This is a genomic window from Candidatus Fukatsuia endosymbiont of Tuberolachnus salignus (assembly GCF_964030845.1).
Taxonomy (GTDB): Bacteria; Pseudomonadota; Gammaproteobacteria; order Enterobacterales; family Enterobacteriaceae; genus Fukatsuia; species Fukatsuia symbiotica.
The window spans coordinates 914,000-933,137 of sequence record NZ_OZ034983.1 but is presented as its reverse complement, the minus strand read 5'-3'; the positions used below and the strand labels follow the sequence as shown (position 1 = coordinate 933,137).

Sequence of the window (19,138 nt, the reverse complement as noted above, 5' to 3'; positions counted from 1 at the left end):
GAAGCGTTTAATATGTTTAGGCTTGTGGGGCTATAGCTCAGCTGGGAGAGCGCTTGCATGGCATGCAAGAGGTCGACGGTTCGATCCCGTCTAGCTCCACCAAATACTCTATCGGCACTCACCAGCGAGTACCGGTAAAACAAGAAAAACCCGCACTCTAACTAAGTTTGTGGGTTTTTTATTGCCTGTTGTCTTTCGGTGTGGCAGGGTTATACTCTGTTTTTTAGGGACTAGATTTGAGACTCTATTCTCTAGTCCTTAAAATAGGTAGTCCCGTAGTCCTACTATGGTGATTAATATGGCAATACAAGCAAAACCTTTGACTAATACCGAAGTGGAAGCGGCAAAGGCACCCAACAAAGATTTATCTTTATACGGTGGTGGATTACTGCTGTTTGTTAAATCATCAGGCGTTAAAACATGGCGTCTACGTTACTACCACCCTACAACGAAAAAGCAGACAACGTTAACACCAGGACATTACCCTACTTTGTCTCTGGTAGAGGCAAGGAAAGGATTTGCTCCAGATGTGATCGAAGCAGCCTTGGTACATGTTGGATACACACCAAATCCGTAGAGCCTATAACCGTAGCACTTATGCCTAAGAATACGGTGCTCGTTTTTTTTGTAAAAACACTTGCTTTGATTGGATAATGTCGGTCTCTTATCTTTTAAACCACGTAAAAAACAAGCTTATTTCAAAACAAACTTTGTCAACAGTGCCATAACAAGGCGTTTAGCATACTGCTCAGTTACTATATGGCTCCATATAAATTGATTTAAAATAATCGAGCAGAAAACAAGGTACCTAGGTCACTTTGTAGTTTTCTAGGGAATGATTTAAATAGTGTCGTCATGAAATACTGAGCCATAGAGCAAGGCATCGTATTTGTACAGCAGCGGGAAAAGAGGAGGTATTCTTTACATAGCGAGTAGCAATCCCCCGCCAGCGCTTTAGGTGTAGAGTAGAAAAGCATTCTCCACGAGATGTCGATGTTTGTAGAGCACTTTATCGTATTCGCGTTGAATTTTACGATTTGCATGCCGGCTTCTTCTGCTTCTTTAATGATGTTATGGCATAAAATTCCGCCAACATGTCTTGGCTATTAAAAAGCAAGAAAAGCTCACTTATGCCGAAACGGCGACACGTTTTTGTGTGGGGATAGCGAGCCTAATGCGCTGGGCTAAACGTATCGACCCTTGCCTAACGCGTGATAAACCGGCGACCAAAATAAATCGCGCCGCGTTGCTCCTTGATGTGGAAACCTATCCTGAGGCGTCTCAATACGAACGCGCTCAACGTATGGGGGTCAGTGCTCGAGGGATAGGCGATGCGTTAAAACGGGCTGGGTTTAGCTATAAAAAAAACATTTTATCATCCCAAAATCGACGTCCAAGCTCGAAAAGATTTTCAGACTAAGATACAGGCCTATGAAACCTGTGATACCCCGATAATTTACGTGGATGAAAGCGGTTTTTCCCATGATATGCCGCGTCTTTATGGTTATTGAGTGAAAGGTAAGCGCTGTTACGGCCAGCACGATTGGCATGCTAAAGCCCGTACTTATGTCATTGGTGCCCAGCTTAACGGAACATTAACCACGGTTTGTACCTTCGACTGCCATATCAACAGCGATATTTTTTATGCCTGGGTCACCCAAGATTTACTGCCAAAATCCCCTCCAGGCGCGGTCCTTGTGATGGATAATTGAAGTTATTGCAAAGCGGAGGGTTAAAAAACAACAGATGTAATGGAGCCAGGAAGGTGCTCATTATTTGCTTCAGACACGAACAGTTGTTTTGAATGATGAGCTAAAGGCTCAATTTGAGCGTTGGCGCCCCGGTGTCAAAATTGGTTTTGTTGCATTAATAGAGATAAATGAATTGGAAACGGTGTACCTATTTTTTAAGCAGCTAATAGATAGAACTGCTCCACGGGAGATAGAAATAAACTTTCCTGATTTGAGAGTGTTCATAATTCTGTGTTAGGGGCTGTTGACGTTTGATAATAAAGAATTGAAAAATAATAGCAAATTCGTATTATTACAGTTCCTACACCTAATAAGACGAGTTTGCGATGCCCCGATTGATGTTCAATGATGAGCTCTGGCCGAAGCTGAAAGGTATCATGCTTCAACACATTATTTATGACAAGCCAAAATTACGTTTAATGGTAGAAGGCATGTTTTTCCGACTACGCACAGGATGCCCATGATGTGACCTCTCTGAACAATTTGGCCGCTGGAATTCTATTTTAAAAAAATTCAATAATGGGTCGAAAAAAGGGAAATGGCTATCTATGTTCAAAGCGTGAGTTGATGACCCTGATTTGGAATGGCAATTTATTGATGGCAGTGACGTAAAAGCGCATCAACACAGTACCGGTGCTGCAAGCATTGGCACCGGAGGCGATTGGCAAAAGCAGAGCAGGTAACACCACAAAAATTCATCTCGGTGTGGATGCTTACGGATTACCTGTTGCCTTTGAAATCACGGGAGGTGAAATTCATGATTGTACAGCGGCACCTGCTCTTCTGGATAAACTATAAACTGCCTCTTTCGGATGTTACAAATACGGTGCCTTGCTCTATGGCTCAAAATTTCATGACGACACTATATAAGATCTTCCAGATTACTGTGTAAATTTGCTTTTTTTCTTCGAAATTTCCCACTGACCCTCTACCAGATTACGAATAGTGATCTCTAACATATTCTCGTTAAATAAATATTCTTTTGTCACATCGCTAATTAACATGGGTGTATTGTGAACGACCTTGTAAGTGGATTCTTGCGACCAAGAGGCACCGCTTTTCATAAAAGTCGTTAAGGTTCTCTTTTTTTTATCGACATCAAATAATCCCATCCCCTCACTCGCCAGTACAGTCAACGTTTTACTGAACAGGAATTGTTTTTTATCTACATCAAAGAGATAAATATTATAGGATGGCGAGCCATAACCCCCATCATAGCCATTGAGCAAAGCAATATCATCGTGATTATCGAAATTGAAGTCATCAATAACCAATGTACTATTATCTTTATCGTCTATTGTTACCGTATTAACTGTTGTTTTATTCGTAGTATCCAGTTGGATACCTATTTTCTTAATAGTAATGCGTTGAAACAAATCATCCCGACCTTTGTTAAAAATATCCAGGGTACCTGCTCCCTCACAGCTTGGAGAAAGTTCATCATCATTACAATTGGCAACTTTTAAAACGAAATCCCATTGTTTTGATGTTTTTTTAAACAATGAGATGTTTGTGTTAGCTGAAAGTGCCCAAGTAGAGAACACAGATAAAAAAATCGCCAGGAACCTGTTTGAAATCATATAGCGTACCCCTCTGCATGTGATAACGGTCTATCCAAATAAACAATTATAAAGTATGTGTCCGTTATGATTTTGCTTTACGTTTTTTCAGCAGCCAATACGCTACGGATAAAACCATAATGGTGTGACTGTTAGAGGGAGTTGGAGAAAAATAGCCATCAATATGATTGTATTACAGTATGACACTCGATAGTGTGACTCTGCTTGCAAATAGGTCATCTCCCCGCTGAGCCATGTTCATTGAGAACTGAATTGATACACATATTGCGAAAAACAGTTAACCTAATTTAGGCTGAGTTGATTGATAATGCAGAGAGATCCTGTATAGCGGGACCGATGCAAATTGATGTTAAAAACACATGCTAATCGATTGATATTAAATAACCCCCATTAATAAAAGCTATCATAATTTACCTTATATAAAAAAGGACATTATGCTTATGAATACGAGACAAAAAAATATCCTCCAAGCCCTAGCCCATCCCATGCAAAGTGACAATATTCTTGATCCTGTACGTGAATTAACAAAGGTTATTGAAAGTGTCGGGCTACATCTCAATTCTGGTGGTGGCTCTGTAAGTTTTACCGGAAAAGATCCGATTATCAGCAGCCCACTGCCGCTCGCGACTATGGCAGGCGTCAGCCTTATGGCGAAAGCCATTGCAGTTGCAGACATATGGCGTATGCGAACGGGTCAAAGTCAAAATCTTTCTATTAATCTCGGGCAGGTACTGCACCGCCTCTGCCCCTTCTACGATAGAAAATGGGAATTGCTCAACGGATGCCCTCCAGGTACACCGGAAGATCTAAAAAAACCATTTATGCCAAGTTGTATGTATGAAACCCTAGATAATCGTCGGATCCAATTGGTGAATCCTTATCCTAAGAGCAAAGCTGAGACACTGAAATTATTAGGTTGTCACGAAGATCCTAGTGCTATTGCCGAGATCGTTAAGAAATGGAATTCCTTTAAACTTGAAGAGGCGGCCAATCGTCATGGCATTCAGGCAACCGTCATCCGTACTGTCGAAGAGTTTTTAACCTGTGAACAATTCCCTTATATCGATGCATTACCACTCATCGAAATCGAAAAAATTGGAGATAGTAAACCTGTTCCTTTCACGCATAGCCCTAAGCATCCGCTGGACGGGATACGTGCACTGGGGCTTGGTCATGTTATTGCCGGATCGGGTTTCGGTCGTGCACTGGCTTATCATGGTGCCGATGTACTGAATATCTGGCGCCCCATGGATTTTGAATTTGATATGATTTACTACTCGGCAAATGTGGGTATGCGTTCAAAAATACTTGAGATCGGTCAGACAGAAGGAATGGAAAAATTCCATACCCTCCTAAAGGGAGCCGATATTTTCTTCTCGAATCGTAGGCCAGGTTATCTGGAAAAGTTACATTTATCCGCAGAATCAATAAGCTCTCTTAAACCTGGCATTATCCATGTTGATATGTCACTTTACGGCCATCAAGGTCCTTGGGCCAACCGTATTGGTTTCGATCAAAATGCTGGGGGAGTTAGTGGAATACTTTCGCTGGAAGGTACAGCTGAGGATCCGCGCTTAACTGAGATATTCGTTGTTAATGATTACGCCATGTCTTGGCTTGGCGCCCTTGGTGCGATGGTTGCACTTAAAAGAAGGGCTATCGAGGGAGGAAGTTACCGTATCCGTCTCTCCCTTACAAGGTTGTCTTTATGGTTACTAGAAATGGGTATCTTCGATAAGAATTATGTCCGACAAGTTGCAGGAATCGGAAAAGATCATGCTTATCTAGTACCGGAAACCTTCTGTGAGGAAACACCTTGTGGTCTCTATCAGGGTGTAACCGATCAGGTATATATGTCTAAAACACCGGGCATGTATCAAATTCCCTTGGTACCTAGAGGATCCTCTAAACCTGAATGGTTGTAGTAAGCCTAGAATTGGTGCCAATGTAATATAGCTGAGCGATGCGTAGCCCTTAATAATTGCCGAGTATCACTCTCGCCCGGCGCGTGCTTCCTGCTATTCCCCAACAACGAAAGAAGTGGTAACGTATTGTTACCCCCCCCCCTTTATATTGATGGTGTTTCATTTACTTCCCGGTGAAAGGCGGCCAGCCAAACGCACCACCGAAAATCAGTCCACCGAAAAAAATCAATAATGGTGTAAGGATGAAAGCATAGTGATGGATGACATCATAAAGTTCTTGCAAGATTACTCTCCTGTTATCAGTTTGTTTACCTTTTTCCTTGGCCTGGTTCTCGGGAATAAATACGCTCGGAGATAAACGTAAAGAATTTAATGTGTTGGCAGAACCCGTGCTTGAAAAGCTTGTAGTAGCTCAAACTTAACCTGACAGACACAAGCTAAGCCATCGAATTTGTCAGAGTAGTCTGACTGTGCGATGGTTCAAATAAATTATCGAGTTGTTTTTCTTTTACTAACTCTTTTGATGCAATCCAAGTTTCCCAGGGGGTTTTGCCATAACAATACCAGCCTGAATGAGGTCGCTCTCTGTTGTAGAATGCGAGCCATTTATCGATGTCTTGCTGAATGTCTTCCAATGATGAATAAATTTTACGCCGAAACATCACGTCATAGCCTTCATTTTTCATCGTCTTATGAAACCTCTCACAGATACCATTAGTCTGCGGGCTGTATGCCTTGGTCCGCGTATGCTCGATATCTTCTAGCTCCAGGTAAAGCTGATACGCATGGGTTTCCTTTTTCCCCGAGTATTCCTGACCCTCTGTCGGTCAGGATACGCAATAAGGGAACCGCTTGCTCATCATATAATGGCAGCACCTGATCGTTTAACATATCTGCGGCAACCAAGGCATTTTTCTCTGTATATACCCAAGTGAAATCAAGATGCAGGATTTAGCGCCTGGAAATTATCGTTTAAGCGAGATACCAGAGAACTTGCCATTTGTGGTAGCTTCACTTCAAAGAAGTTTAAGATATCGTTCTTAAAACTCTGTTTAGATGGGTAATATCTATTGTTTCGTGTTTGCTCATTCATCACCTTCCACAATCGCTCTATCGGGTTTAGATTCGGGCTATACGGCGGAAGGTAATGAAGCTGGATATTCAACGTAAGCGCGGCGTCTTGCACAAGCTGTGAACGGTGATAGCCTGCACCCTCGAGGATCACATGTGCCGTTGTCGTGATGGGATAATGCACGCGAATGGCAGACAGGAAGTGAACCACATTTTCACTGTTAATCGTCTCATCATCACGGATTATGGGGTTAGCCACATTCTGGATGTTCAAGGCTCCCATGATATTCAACCGCGTTCTGCTCCCGGTGGTCTCTGTCGTTTTATCCTGGCCTTTTCGTATCCAGCCGTAGCTTATTTTGGTGGCTTGTGTCGGATGAACGGCATCAATAAACAGTATGGGGTCATTACCCGCGGCGTCTTTCAATTCGCTGTAGGTCTTTATAAATTGCTGCTGTTTCTCAACGGCAAATTTATGCGGAACACCTTTCGGCTTTTTATAGCTAAAGCCATGCTGCTTCAACCCTTTATACAGACCTGATACGGTAAAGGTGATGTTCCAGCGTCCAGCGATATACGCCACAATTTGGTGATTGTGGTGGTAGAGCGGCTGGGTGAGATGTTCAACCAGCGACGTGGTCTGTTCCGCATTGAGATAGCCATCGGAGCCGCCATTTTCAGGCTTGAGCTTGTTGAGTTTATGATAGTCTGTAAGGTGGCGCCGCACCGTGGTTTCATTAATGAGCTGTGAGTGAGCAATCATAGGGGGAGTCCAGCCGTCTGCGGACAACAAAACACACCGGATCCTGTCACAGACACGGCGGTCATGGCTTTGACGATGTTGGGCTTCGAGGGTAATTTTCTGGTCAGCAGTCAGCTCTATTTTCATGGCTATGAGCATGATCCTTATCGACTTCAAAATCAAGCATCTTCATTGATCACGGGTATAGACCTTGGCAAAAGCGACTCTGGAATAGGTATCAACAAAGGTCTGCTGATAAATTTTACCCACGCCTTTAATGTGCCCCACGTAGTAAGTATCCTGAGAGCCGAGATAGCCCGGATGTTGCGTTTCAATTTGTCCATGAGCTTCTCGTTTATCCTGCACTTTTTCTAATGCTTGCAGTTGGGCTTCCGTCAGTAAGTACCCCTCCTGAGCTACTTTGGCTTCCAAGGCAGAAAGGCGTTTCTTGATATTTTCCAGGTCAGATACCGTCTTGCCCATCATGATGCAAGTGCTATTTTTGTATCGAATGGGATGCCTGATTTCAGCACACCATACGCCAGTTGGAGTAATTTGCGCATTGCTGCACAGACGCCCATTTTACCCCCTTTATGGCGTGATACGAGTCGTTGCCACTGTGCTTTCACTATCGGATTACAAGAAAGGGCAGCCAGAGCGGGCATATACAACGCTTTCCTGAGCTCGGTATGACCCCGTTTTGATAGGCGGCTCCGTCCTTTAAATAAACCTGATTCACAAAGTTTTGGGTTAAGCCCGGCATAGGCCACCACTGCCTTACTGTTAGTGAATTTTGACACATTACCCACATACGCCAGCAAACTGGCACTTAGTATTTCACCGATACCAGGAATACTCTCCAGCAACGCTTTATTTTTCTTTAAGTCAGGATCGTTATCGATATGGTTTTTTATTTTTTCTTTGGTGGCCTGGATTTGTTGTTTAAGTGCAGAAATGATTTCAAGCAGTGAGGATTGAACGACATCGTCAGCCACTGATTGCCGATTTTCTTGCATTTGCCTCATTTCCTCTAAACTCTTTAGATGGCGTACTAGCGCGGTTAATTGACGTTCGCTCAAGGGAGGAGGAGTCCAGAGGACAGGTGTATGCAGTGCGCAGTAGCGCACTATCATTTTTGCATCCCCCTGATCCGTCTTGTTCCGACTCAGTTCACTCTCACCAAAGGCATGAATACGTGATGGGTTTTCTAGGCTGACGTCAATGCCATTATCAACTAAGAACATAGCCAGTGGAACACTGTAACTCCCTGTGGCTTCGAGACAAATATGACAATCCCCGTAAGGGATAAGCCATTTCAGTAGTTGGCTAAATCCAGAGGGGGTATTCGGGAATGCTTTTGTTTTATACTTTTTTCTCTCTACCCACACTGCAACATCGAATTTTAATTTGGCAACATCAATACCCACTGCGGTCTTGTCCATGGCTGATTCTCCCATGAAAAACAGATAATTAAATGATCGCCCCGACCTTCCTTATAAATACGTGCTCTTAGCACAAGATACCGTTCGGTCTTACAGGCGACGATAAATATGTCACCGGGGTTTTATCTGACTGCACAAGCTTTAAGCCTAAGGGCGCAAACAAACTCTCCGGTGACATCCCAATGATCAGTTGGGGATCATCAACCTTTGAAAGTTAATAATCAAGATATAAGGATACCGTCATTGACCAAAGTGACCTTGATGTCATTGTTCATGCCGGCGAAGGTGATGATAACGTGCTCGTGGGTACAGATAAAACGGCTAAGGAAAGAAAAGGAAACAAAACCTTCTATGGCGAGGCTGGCAATGATTTTCTTACCGGTGGCGCGGGTGATGATTGCCTTGATGGAGGCGTCGGTAACGATACGCTGAGAGGCAACCAAGGCCACGACCGTTTGGCAGGGGGGGAAGAGGATGATACCTATCTGTACCGCCTGGGTGATGGTAATGATGTTATTAATGAAATCGGTGGCCATGACACCTTGGCTTTTCTTGGCGACATTACTGAAGGTGACGTTCAGCTACAAAGACAAGGCAGCGATCTGTACCTATTAATTACCGCCAAAGAAGGTATAAATGCAGGTAAAATTCGGGTTGAAAACCACTTTTCTTCAGCCGATAACCGCCTGGAAAAATTACAGATAGCAGGCAAAGAGTATAATATTAGTCAACTGTTGGGTGCTAATGTTGCCTTTAATGCGGATGAGACAGAAGAAATAACCCTCAGGGGTTTACTCCAACAAAGTGATAATCTGCCTAGCAGAAACACCCTGGCGCCACTAACACAAGCGATGAGTTCATTGCATGAGTCAGGACAGCAATCGGTGGGGCCCAGTGCGTTACCTGCACCAAGCAGGCAACCGCTGACGTTTGGTGGCAACCCCCTGAATGATGTAGGCACCAGGTAATGCAAAATTTGCAGGATTATGGATTAAGTGAGAGGCATATATCCAGTTAAGGCTCAGCTGCGTGAATCCAAAGTGAAGAACAGCAAGAGTTGCTTCGGTTGCGTAGCCTTGTCTCCAAAACGGTGATCCTAACCAATATCCCAGCTCAGCCCGCAAGCAGCTAGACAACTGGCACATCACTCATGGCAAATGGACGAAGCAAAAGGTGCGCTGTTGTCACGATAGGCTGTTTAATCATATGGATTTCTCGGGTGCCAATGTCTTGGATAGTTGATACTGGTTGCAATAGTGCCGATTCAACCAGCAAGTGTAACCCTATTTTTAATATCCACAATTTTAGAAAAATTTAGGGATACAAACTATCTTTTAAAATAGCGTTATTTTATATAGCTTGTCTTAACAAGTCACAAGTACAATATTTTTTTACTTAGTGCCCACGTTTTTTCTTCTTTCTCTTAGCTTGTCGCAGTAAAAAAAATTTTTGAAGTAGTTCTTCTTTTTCAAATTTTGATAGAGATTTTTTTAACTGTTTATTTTTCTCAAGTTCAAGCCTTAGCACCTCTTGAGCTTGAGTTTTTTGTACTAACTTTAATTTTGCCATCTCCATTTTTTTTCTTACTTCACGCTGTACCCGTTTAGGGTTTTGACGTTTAGTCATTGTCTTGAAAGCGCGGGGTTCAGTAAATTTGAGCTGGTAAAAATGGGTCGCAATAAACTCATATATTTCTGGAGCTGTAGGCTCATCACCAAATACAGTGCGAGCAACTGTATATCCCTTTTCATCTATGCGTTCGAATAACGCTACCCATAGGGAGTTTTTTAGTAAAACAGTGATTTTAATAGTGGCTGGCTTCATAATAATGATGGAACTAACGGAACGTGAATAAGAATATTTTGTTCTTTTAAAGGCTCGGGAAAATGATCAAATTCCATAAAGGCAGATTTTGTTTTAACTATTTGAACTGGTGATGCTTTCGACCATTTTCCATAGATATAATGATAGTCAAGACCCAGATTATTGGGTTTTCCAAAATAGTGAAATCGGGCATAGCGGCCTCCTGATAGGATAACACGCTCAATTTCAAGGTCTCTCTTAATCAGCGCAACTCCTGCAGTAAAACGAACTTCATCTTCTTTTACATTTTCTTCATGAGGATTATCATGGCCTATGCCAATAAACATACTTAAAGAATCGTCACTGAGCTCATTTGTTGTTAGCTTACTTTTAAGAACATTAAATGTCTTTGGCGCAGCTTCAAAATAAAGCCCCTTTTCCGTGACAGATTGAATTGGCAAATCTGTTAATTCAACGATATCAGGCTCATCCAGTGAAACATTTTCCAACTCGCTAACGATATTTAATTTCTTCCTTGCGTGACGCGGTGAATAGCCAAATGTTTCTTTAAAACGACGCGCAAAAGATGATTGGTCTTCAAAACCTGAGCTTAATGCTACCTCTAGAATAGAATCTTTCCGACTTTGAAGAGAGAGAAAGGCACATTCCATTCTGAGACGCCGAATAAATGCGCCTGGTGTTTTAGCCGTTGCTGCTATAAAAAGCCGCTTTAAAGAAGATACAGACATACCAACGGATTTTGCCAAATCTTTTAGCGTGATAGGATGATCAATATGGTCATAAACAAACCGGACTGCGTTGATAAAATTTGTACTATTTAAATCATTCATTGGCAAACCTCTTTGTCAAGCTACCTATCATACACGTTAAATAAGTTACTATTTATGCAGAAAAGGTCATAATCTATTAGTTTCCAAGGTGTTACTTGAGCGGTGCTGTTTATCGGTTTTTCCTCAAATTCGGGGCATACCAAATGCTTTGTGTCATATTTGATAAATTCGATTTAATACGGAATAAAAGGAAAAAATAAAAGTCACATCATGTGCAGGTGCTGCAAGCAGGGGTACGGAGGCAATTGGCAAAAGTAAAGCAGGTAACACCACAAAAATTTATCTCGGTGTGGATGCTTATGGATTACCTATTTATGTGAATTGTCAACAGCCCCTCGTGGCGTGGATTGAATGGGTTTCAAGAGATCTCTATTAAAATAGGCATGATATTTGCTTATTTATATTGGCACCAAAATTGCATAGGTTGCTATTTTCTATTACAATCACTGAATTCTCCATTCTCCCCTCTTCAACATTAATGAAAAAAACACCATGAACCGACAAAATTTAATCAGCGAGATCAGTACCTGGATCGACCAGCAGGAAAAAACGGGCCTCAACAAAGAAGCTGCCTTGACGGCATTTAAGGCAATGCAACGGGCCTACCAGGAAATAAAAACAGACGTATCCCATAGTGAAGAAATGCTGCACTTGATCAAACTGCTGCAGGCAGTGAATGATAGCAACCACTGGGCGGAGGTAAAAACCAGGGTTAGCGAAAGTATCCAGCAACGCATCGCCGCGATTAAGGTAGCGCTGGCGCCGGCAGAGAAGATCCTGCATTTTTTTCTAACAGAAACGGATCCTATTCAGCAATACAACAACATCAGCAGCTGGATAAGGGCTTATCCCGATTTTCATATTAGGCTCTGGACTGACGATATGTTTGATCTGTCGCTTAAACTTTTTAACGTTTTGGAACAACAGGCCAGCAGCGAGTTAAACAATAAACTGCCTGATCATGACTATCAATTTGACAAAACATTAGAAACTCTGCTGTTGACGAAAAGAAAAGAAAGCCATAGCGAAATTTTACAAACCATCACGAACAACAGCTCAGACACACAGGCCCTTAAAACCTATCTAAAAAAGCTCGGCATCAGTGAAAATGAGATTACGAGTATTAGCACCGATAGAAAAAATAACGCTGCCGCATTGGTGCTGCAATTAAAACAGATCAATACGGATGCTGTTATTCAACATCAAACCATTACTATGGATGATACGCTTAAAGGTCTGTATCGGGATCGGCTGATTTTAACGCAAAACAAACAACACGCCATACATACCCTCCGCCTATCAGTGCTAGCAGCACAGGGCGGTATCTTTATTACTCCAGGTAGCACCGCTCACAGCATACCGAGTGAAAAATTAAAAATGGATGGATCATTCGGCGCACTTTATTCAAAAGGGCTTGAAATGGTGGTTGCCATAAAAAATAGCCCGTTCATCAACGCATTGGTTGCCAGAGAAGAAAAAATTAAACAGCTTATGACAGCGTTTCCACAGATCCAACAGGGAAGCACCTTGTCTCAAACCCTGCAGGAAAGCATAGACAGCCAACTGAAACAGCTGAAATTAACCATTTCAGCGAATGAACTGGCCGGGTATGCCTATGAAACACTGAGAACCCCCTACTCCAGTCATGCCACCGAATTCTTTGCCGGGGCAGGAGGCTATAACGATGTGTTTATGCAACAAATACAAATAGCTATCGGTGATAGCAGCACTGTTTTTAAAGAAAATAGTTTTTTAAATCTCATCGCGCCACATATTGATGACATGGTAGCCCATAGCGCACAGAGAAACGTCGATCCGGGCCCTTCGATGATTGCCAGCAAAGAAAGATTTGCTTTAACGGCTGCGCATAAAAATGCCACCGGACATAGCCAATATACCCGGCAAATCGTGCTGCAATTCACCGAAGATTTGACGATAAATGCTGGCGCGATGGCATTGCATAGAAAAAATAAAGCCATCAGTTCTCTGTATCGTTACCATGCAACAGAAGATAAATTGATCACAGTCGACGCCGGTAACATCGTGAAAAAACCTGATGAAGTGTTGCGCATTATCTTGATCAGTCATGGATCTTATTTACGAAATTTTCCGGCCGATAAAATAAAAGCGCTGCTTTTTAACCATGAGCAGTTACTGGTCGCCAAGCAACCACTCGCTAAGTTAAGTGTCGTGGCCTGTAATTTTGCCCAAGGGGCGCTAGAAAGAGGAGAAAATCCCAAAATATTGGGGGCCGGCCCGGCAAAAACATTATTCGATGTTTTCGATGCGGCAGTACAACTGGATAAAATGAGCATACGTGAAGGCTATCTCAGCATTGATAACAATGGGCAGAAATGGATCTCGATCAAAGGCGATCATACTGCCAACAAGATTGAAGATCGTGGTTACCAATCCAAACTGGCGAGTACCAGTGACGAAAGAATTGAAATTTATAAAGAGGATGGGATCGTTAAATATGAGCGGCGCGCGCCAGAAGAGAGTTTAGAAGCCAGAACAAAAGTTTTCGCCAACGATTCCCGCCGCTTTGGTTTGTTCAGCCCGATAAAAATCAATACCGCAAAAAGAGATGGCGTGGTCATCAGCAAAAAAAAAGAACAAGCGCTTAAAGGGGCAGTCGATACAGCAATCGCCCAAAAACTACTGGCAAACAGTGGCGGCCACACGGTCATCAATGCCAGCCCGATGGCATTGTTCGCGGCGATGGCCGACAGCCAGTATCGCGTGATGGTGATTGATAACGATGCTTATCAAATCGATGCATTGCAAAAAGCCCTGATCGAATCGCATTACCACGATACCTTTGCGAGCTGGATAGAAAAGATAAATTTAGCGCCCGAGGCAAAGCAAGCATTAAAAACGTTGTTTGCCACTTTTTCATCCGTCGATCAGCAAGAATATTTTGCCATGCTGCACAGACGTGATCAGCAAAGTGCCTATGATTTTTTTCATGCGGATATCAGTATCCCCGCACTGGCGCATGAAATGGTTTTATACAAAGGCGATAGCGCTATTACCCACATTCATTTGGCTATTGACCCGCTGCTAGCCGCGAAAATTTTACAACAGGATAAAAATGGCAGCACAATCACCCCTTTACCGACAGAAACAGCACAAAAAGGGGTCAAAACAAAGCTCGAGGCACTGACTAACAGCACCAGGATACTGTATGGCCCTTCATCAGCATCGAAATCCACGGATCAGTCCCTCTATTTATATAGTCACAGCGAGGGGCAATACAAAACGCTGACCAGCACGGCTATCGATACCTTAGCCAGCCTCTATATTGGCGCAACAGGCGAAAATTATGATTATGTCGCTAAAATACGGCAGCTCAACCAAGCCGGGCCGACACTCCTTAGCTGCGCCAGACAGGCACTCACCATTTTAGAAGAAGAGCAATTGATCAGGGCATTGCCACAAAATCAACGCACCATCGCAGGTAGCCGCCGCCAATTACCGAGCAGCTGGATCCCCTTGTTAGCGGAAATGACTTACGATCCCACATCTAAAGAATTCACGCTCCCTTACCTGGATAGCAATAATCCCAATCACAGGGAAACCTTAACCACTCAACGGACCGATTTCGCCCTGATGAAGCAGGATTTGGATCGCCAGAATAAACTATTGAATCACGACTTCGAGCTCGATCGCGACGATCAACTCCCTCATTATAAAGCCTCTTCCCTGACTGCCGTCGATGCCATCGGTATCGGTGTCAGTAGCCTTTTCTCCACACTGGCCATTTGGGGCTGGGTGAAAAATGGCATCAGGGTCCCAGGCAATGACGGCCTGGTGCAAGCACTGCAACTCCATACCTATGTTGCTATGGCCGAAGTCACCTATAACCTGGCGGACGATGCAGTGACGCTGAAACAGCTGGCGCAAAATAAAATCAGACTGAGCTTAAAGACCCCCTTGGCAAAAGGATCGATCAGCAATTTTTCGCAAGGGCTGAAAGCCTTTGCGCGCAAAGCCGGCTGGATCGGGCTGGTATTTGATATGACCGACATCGGCCTGAGTATTCGCGAATATCAGTTGGCGAAAACCGAGGCACAAGCCGTTATTTTCAGAACCGAAATTATCTTCGGTGGTATCAGCCTGGTACTGTCTTTGGGCTTTATCGTCGCGGGCATGTTGGGGGCGACTTTATTGGCTGCGGTGCTGCTACCGGTCAGTTTATTGCTTGCCGGCATACGCTACCTGGTTGGCGAGGCACTGGCAAAAGCAGCGGATGATGTCGCACGCGCTAAAGCAATAGGCGCTTATTTTAATGAGATGAAAGCGGGCTGGGAAAATGGGGGCTTCAAATTGGAAAAAGGGCTGTTGATCCCTTACCAAGGGGTCATGATCAGCAGCATCGATCTCCGTGATCCTGCTAATGCATCGGTTAGCTTCTCTCCGAAAGGATTACGGATGGGCCGGTCATCCAACACGAAAAATTATATTGATTGCTATCAGTTACGTGATGCAAGCAAAGTAAAAACGAAAATTCCGCTGCAGAATGATGCTGCCAAAATAAGAACCCTGATGCTACCCATGACCGCGGCGGCCAACGTGAAACCGACCTACAGCCTGATAGCGGATGAGGTAACTAATAATGATGCTGATTTTACCGCCTTGCGTTATTTTGCGGGAAAAAAAACCTTGGCATTTCTGTATTGTATAGGCGGTGAAACGGTCAGGATGGGCAGAGGCCAGCTGACTAAAACAGATAAATATGCGCCCACCGCACTGGAATTTTCCTATAGCAATACAGTGATAGATGTCCATCTTGGCGCTCATGACTACGTCCTGATCGCACCGGGAATAGCAGAAGAAGCCTCGGTAAGCGATTCTCCCTATAAAGAGCTGCATTATCATTTAAAAGGGCCTGCCAGCGGCAATGCGACGGTGGCGTTGGTGCTAAACCGAGGCCAGGGCACGGTGAAGATTGATTGTGCCAATAAAGAAGTAGACTGGGTGATTGAGGCAGGTCATTTATCGGGCATCGAACTGCTGGATGTAAAAGAAGGCACTGATGGGCGTCGCCTCACGTTCTCCCGCAATCAGATAAAGACTAACGGCTCCTATCTGAGCGAAGTACTGGCCACCATAGTGATCAGTAAACACGCCAGCACGCAACTGTCTATTCAGCTAGAAAGGGGGAGCATAAAATTAATGACCAACATGCAGCAACAGAGCCAGAGTTATCCTTTCCGTCGCGCTCTGCCTACCCTGGTTGATGGGGGCCATGGTTTGGATTTTTATCACACCCAAGACTACGTAAAAAGATTTGTCAGCAATGCGCCATGGTCTGGCGGCATTAGCCGTTATCTTAAAATAGATAATTTTATGCCGGTGCGGGGAGTAAAAAATGACAACGGTTTTTATCTCAGAGATGACAGTATCTATGTCGATCAACTGGTCTACACTCAAGACACCCAAAATCTGAAATTTAGTCAAGCAAAGCTGATTTTCTACAATGAGCACTATGTTTTATATCAAGGAGATGTGACTGTATCTTCTGCTGATGGAAAAACACATCGCACTATTAAACAGATATTTTGGATCACACTACTCACCGCCAATGTGCCACATCGGATTTATTGCCCAATCCTCCACCTGGTTGATCATCAGGAGCCGGTGCTGGCCGCCTCTGTCATCATTCAAACACAGGTGTTAGAAAAAGCTATCCTGTTTAAGCAACGCTTTACTGATCTGAACGGGCGCCACTTCTTTTTAACCTATCTGATTGATATTTTGGAGACATCCGATAAATTATACCTGCTTGAAGTGCAAGGACTCAGTCCACAGGAAAAAACCAATTTGAGCAGTGACAGCTTAACCAAACTGAAGACATTGATGCAGCAGATGATAAAGCGTCCCGCAGATACCTTCCAGTCGCCATTTGAATGGTGGGCACGGTATTCTCCTCCTCTGAGGACGGTTTCTTCTCTTGGTGGCAGCAAAATTATTCCTGAACTACAACTGCCACAAAGCACCACTCGAATATCGATAGGTGATCGATTGATTTGGCCGATGCTAAACAACTTAAAAGGGATCACAGGGGTGATCACGGCTAATATAGACAGCGTGGTGCTGAATAACGGCGATTACCACTGTCATCTGGTGGGTGTCCTGCGGGAGCCCACCACGCTGGATCACGGCTATTTTTGGCAGGCAGTAGAGATTAATAATTACAACCAGTGCCACAGTCTCTATTTTCAACAGGGTGATCAGCAGGCAGAAAGCATTGATCTCATCACCATGGGACTGCAACCATCACAAATAAAACAGGTGACCGACTGCCGGCAAGGGGTACAGCTGTACATGCATGATAACAGCCGCTATTACCTTTATCGCCAAACTGAAGGTGCCAGCCAGCAATGGGCATGCTGTCAAGAAGAAAAAACCTACCTCGGAAAAGCCAACGACCAACAGGGTGTGTGGTTTTGGGATCATTCTTTGGATACAGACAAAAAAATCAGCTATATGCCCGCCACCGACATCAGGCCTGATATGTTTGCCTGTAATACTTTTATCGCCGCCGATCATCCCGCCGTCACGCCGCTGGTTACCAGCACAGTGGCCAACGGAGAAGCAGGTAAATTACCTTATGGCGAAAGTGTCCTTGATGCCAACGTAGCGACCAGTGGCCATCTCAATGTCCTGACCCAGGGCGGGCTGCTGCTAGATATTCATATCGAGAAAAACGCACAAAATCAGCCAACGTTACAACTCGATTTAATCGGCGTCACCAAGGTTTTTACCGACAACTATGCTCAGCATGCTTCCGGTACCCGGGAGGCGCTTGAAGAGGTCTTCACCACTAAGCTCAGTCAGTTAACCTTGCCTGAAATCATCGCCATACCCTTTGCCACCGAAACTTATTGGTATCACCAGGCCAGTAACAGTCTATTTGAGACTGATATTGATCAGCCCTACCTCGGCTTTAATTCAGATCAGCAAACGGCTTATTTTGATGACGGAGACGCACTCTTAAGTATCACATTATCGACAACAGACCAGCAGCTCAGTTCGCTCAGCCTCCCTGAAAGCTATCAGCGTCAGGGAGAAGTCCTGATCTTCAAGGAGAATGAGATTACTGTACCAAGTCATTATCTCAACATTGATGGGATAACTAACTTATTGCTGGATATTCGAGGAGACGGCAATAATGCCTTCACTTTTGAGCCACACTTATTTACCTATCCGGTCATCGGTTTGTTATACGATTATCAGAGAGAATTGATTTGCCTGATTGAAAAGACCATCCGGCGGAAAGAAGTGCTCATGATGCAACAAGCGCAGCAGCTGATCTTGTATATTGGCAAACAATGGCTGGTGATTGATGATGCCTTCGCCCCACTGAAGCCAAATCTTGACAAACTGAAATTTACTTTCACGCGTGATGGTATTCAACTCACCGCTCTGCATTTAGTCAATGGCTATATTCAAACCCTGGATGAGCAAAATATCACTGATCGCGCCAATGCGGGGATCAAGATACCGATATTATTATGGCCTGATATCTGAATATACCCTGCGCCTCAATTAACAGCTTTGAAATCGGAACGTAAAATCATCCGCTTGTTTGTCCTGGAAATAAACTACAGCGATATCAACAAGGAGATTGATGATTTGTAGGCGGTTTCATAAAACGATGAAAAATGAATGCTGTGACGTCATGTTTCGGCGTAAAATTTATTCATCACTGAAAGACATGCAGCAAGACATCGATAAATGGTTATTATTCTATGACAGAAAGCGATCACATTCAGAAGTATTGTAACGGAAAGGCCCTTTGGAAAACCTGGCTGGCATCCAAAGGGCCGCTAGAAGAGAAACAGCTGGATAATTCATTTAAACCATCTGACAAAGTCGGCAGTTTACGTCTGTCAGGTTAAATTTAAGCTACTACATTTTAACATTGATCGATTAATCGCAAATACTTTGTGCTTTTGTATGAGATC

General features: G+C 43.8%; 13 protein-coding genes, 1 tRNA gene and 6 pseudogenes. 11 read left to right on the top strand and 9 right to left on the bottom strand.

Translation table 11 applies throughout. The features are described from left to right. The first annotated feature begins 26 nt into the window (after positions 1 to 26). A tRNA-Ala gene (locus AAHH42_RS04605) sits at positions 27 to 102 on the top strand. 196 nt (positions 103 to 298) lie between these two features. Next, the gene (locus tag AAHH42_RS04600; RefSeq protein WP_240313857.1) at positions 299 to 577 is read left to right on the top strand and encodes an integrase arm-type DNA-binding domain-containing protein; all 279 of its coding nucleotides are present in this window, start codon (positions 299 to 301) and stop codon (positions 575 to 577) included. A 276-nt stretch (positions 578 to 853) separates the two neighbouring features. Here the strand turns inward: AAHH42_RS04600 and AAHH42_RS04595 are convergent. Further along, positions 854 to 1,038, bottom strand: a pseudogene (locus AAHH42_RS04595) (IS5/IS1182 family transposase); the annotation flags it as partial. A gap of 61 nt (positions 1,039 to 1,099) precedes the next feature. Between AAHH42_RS04595 and AAHH42_RS04590 the strand changes: the two are divergent. The 4 genes and pseudogenes from AAHH42_RS04590 to AAHH42_RS04575 all read left to right on the top strand — a co-directional run. Then, positions 1,100 to 1,420 (top strand): IS630 transposase-related protein, encoded by a 321-nt coding sequence (locus AAHH42_RS04590; protein WP_240313858.1) that lies wholly within the window; start codon positions 1,100 to 1,102, stop codon positions 1,418 to 1,420. A 91-nt stretch (positions 1,421 to 1,511) separates the two neighbouring features. Continuing rightward, positions 1,512 to 1,712, top strand: coding sequence for a hypothetical protein (locus AAHH42_RS04585; protein ID WP_119797328.1), 201 nt, complete (start codon positions 1,512 to 1,514; stop codon positions 1,710 to 1,712). Next, a pseudogene (locus AAHH42_RS04580) lies at positions 1,705 to 1,854 on the top strand (ISKra4 family transposase); the annotation flags it as partial. The gene AAHH42_RS04585 and the pseudogene AAHH42_RS04580, both read left to right, overlap by 8 nt. 223 nt (positions 1,855 to 2,077) lie before the next feature. Then, positions 2,078 to 2,546: pseudogene (locus AAHH42_RS04575) on the top strand (IS5 family transposase); the annotation flags it as partial. A gap of 86 nt (positions 2,547 to 2,632) precedes the next feature. On the opposite strand, the gene AAHH42_RS04570 reads toward AAHH42_RS04575, so the two are convergent. Next, positions 2,633 to 3,331, bottom strand: a complete 699-nt coding sequence (locus AAHH42_RS04570; protein WP_072551001.1) for an XAC2610-related protein — start codon at positions 3,329 to 3,331, stop codon at positions 2,633 to 2,635. A 440-nt stretch (positions 3,332 to 3,771) separates the two neighbouring features. Here AAHH42_RS04570 and AAHH42_RS04565 point away from each other — a divergent pair, with 440 nt between their 5' ends. Next, complete coding sequence (locus tag AAHH42_RS04565; protein WP_342221764.1) at positions 3,772 to 5,256, top strand: CoA transferase; 1,485 nt, start codon at positions 3,772 to 3,774, stop codon at positions 5,254 to 5,256. Positions 5,257 to 5,710: 454 nt separating this feature from the next. Here the strand turns inward: AAHH42_RS04565 and AAHH42_RS04560 are convergent. The 4 genes and pseudogenes from AAHH42_RS04560 to AAHH42_RS04545 form a co-directional block, all read right to left on the bottom strand. Next, positions 5,711 to 6,183, bottom strand: a pseudogene (locus tag AAHH42_RS04560) (integrase core domain-containing protein); the annotation flags it as partial. Between the two features lie 10 nt (positions 6,184 to 6,193). After that, positions 6,194 to 7,216, bottom strand: coding sequence for an IS630 family transposase (locus AAHH42_RS04555; RefSeq protein ID WP_342222013.1), 1,023 nt, complete (start codon positions 7,214 to 7,216; stop codon positions 6,194 to 6,196). 54 nt (positions 7,217 to 7,270) lie between these two features. Continuing rightward, a pseudogene (locus AAHH42_RS04550) lies at positions 7,271 to 7,534 on the bottom strand (IS481 family transposase); the annotation flags it as partial. 17 nt (positions 7,535 to 7,551) lie between these two features. Next, positions 7,552 to 8,526, bottom strand: coding sequence for an IS110 family transposase (locus tag AAHH42_RS04545; RefSeq protein ID WP_342221038.1), 975 nt, complete (start codon positions 8,524 to 8,526; stop codon positions 7,552 to 7,554). A 281-nt stretch (positions 8,527 to 8,807) separates the two neighbouring features. Here AAHH42_RS04545 and AAHH42_RS04540 point away from each other — a divergent pair, with 281 nt between their 5' ends. Further along, entirely contained in the window at positions 8,808 to 9,479 is a 672-nt protein-coding gene (locus AAHH42_RS04540) for a hypothetical protein (RefSeq protein WP_342221763.1), read from the top strand. On the opposite strand, the gene AAHH42_RS14735 is transcribed toward AAHH42_RS04540, so the two are convergent. From AAHH42_RS14735 to AAHH42_RS04530, 3 genes are all read right to left on the bottom strand, one after another. Further along, positions 9,411 to 9,656 carry a GNAT family N-acetyltransferase gene (locus tag AAHH42_RS14735; RefSeq protein WP_425286314.1) on the bottom strand — a complete coding sequence of 82 codons (246 nt, stop codon included), beginning with the start codon at positions 9,654 to 9,656 and terminating at the stop codon, positions 9,411 to 9,413. The two genes, AAHH42_RS04540 and AAHH42_RS14735, sit on opposite strands and share 69 nt — an antisense overlap. A gap of 250 nt (positions 9,657 to 9,906) precedes the next feature. Continuing rightward, positions 9,907 to 10,335, bottom strand: a complete 429-nt coding sequence (locus tag AAHH42_RS04535) for a YjdF family protein (protein ID WP_342221762.1) — start codon at positions 10,333 to 10,335, stop codon at positions 9,907 to 9,909. Beyond that, entirely contained in the window at positions 10,332 to 11,165 is an 834-nt protein-coding gene (locus AAHH42_RS04530) for an AraC family transcriptional regulator (RefSeq protein ID WP_342221761.1), read from the bottom strand. Before AAHH42_RS04530 ends, AAHH42_RS04535 begins: the two co-directional genes overlap by 4 nt. A gap of 214 nt (positions 11,166 to 11,379) precedes the next feature. Between AAHH42_RS04530 and AAHH42_RS04525 the strand changes: the two are divergent. From AAHH42_RS04525 to AAHH42_RS04515, 3 genes and pseudogenes are all read left to right on the top strand, one after another. Next, positions 11,380 to 11,478: pseudogene (locus tag AAHH42_RS04525) on the top strand (IS5/IS1182 family transposase); the annotation flags it as partial. A gap of 179 nt (positions 11,479 to 11,657) precedes the next feature. Continuing rightward, entirely contained in the window at positions 11,658 to 18,701 is a 7,044-nt protein-coding gene (locus tag AAHH42_RS04520; RefSeq protein ID WP_342221760.1) for a TcdA/TcdB pore-forming domain-containing protein, read from the top strand. A gap of 100 nt (positions 18,702 to 18,801) precedes the next feature. Then, entirely contained in the window at positions 18,802 to 18,957 is a 156-nt protein-coding gene (locus tag AAHH42_RS04515; RefSeq protein WP_342221759.1) for an integrase core domain-containing protein, read from the top strand. The last annotated feature ends 181 nt before the right edge of the window (positions 18,958 to 19,138 follow it).

What these genes read in the sequence shown, in the direction of transcription:
- AAHH42_RS04600 (WP_240313857.1), top strand. Translation starts at nt 299, where the DNA reads ATGGCAATACAAGCAAAACCTTTGACTAATACCGAAGTGGAAGCGGCA.
- AAHH42_RS04570 (WP_072551001.1), bottom strand. Translation starts at nt 3,331, where the DNA reads ATGATTTCAAACAGGTTCCTGGCGATTTTTTTATCTGTGTTCTCTACT.
- AAHH42_RS04565 (WP_342221764.1), top strand. Translation starts at nt 3,772, where the DNA reads ATGAATACGAGACAAAAAAATATCCTCCAAGCCCTAGCCCATCCCATG.
- AAHH42_RS04555 (WP_342222013.1), bottom strand. Translation starts at nt 7,216, where the DNA reads ATGAAAATAGAGCTGACTGCTGACCAGAAAATTACCCTCGAAGCCCAA.
- AAHH42_RS04545 (WP_342221038.1), bottom strand. Translation starts at nt 8,526, where the DNA reads ATGGGAGAATCAGCCATGGACAAGACCGCAGTGGGTATTGATGTTGCC.
- AAHH42_RS14735 (WP_425286314.1), bottom strand. Translation starts at nt 9,656, where the DNA reads ATGTGCCAGTTGTCTAGCTGCTTGCGGGCTGAGCTGGGATATTGGTTA.
- AAHH42_RS04535 (WP_342221762.1), bottom strand. Translation starts at nt 10,335, where the DNA reads ATGAAGCCAGCCACTATTAAAATCACTGTTTTACTAAAAAACTCCCTA.
- AAHH42_RS04530 (WP_342221761.1), bottom strand. Translation starts at nt 11,165, where the DNA reads ATGAATGATTTAAATAGTACAAATTTTATCAACGCAGTCCGGTTTGTT.
- AAHH42_RS04520 (WP_342221760.1), top strand. Translation starts at nt 11,658, where the DNA reads ATGAACCGACAAAATTTAATCAGCGAGATCAGTACCTGGATCGACCAG.
- AAHH42_RS04515 (WP_342221759.1), top strand. Translation starts at nt 18,802, where the DNA reads ATGATTTGTAGGCGGTTTCATAAAACGATGAAAAATGAATGCTGTGAC.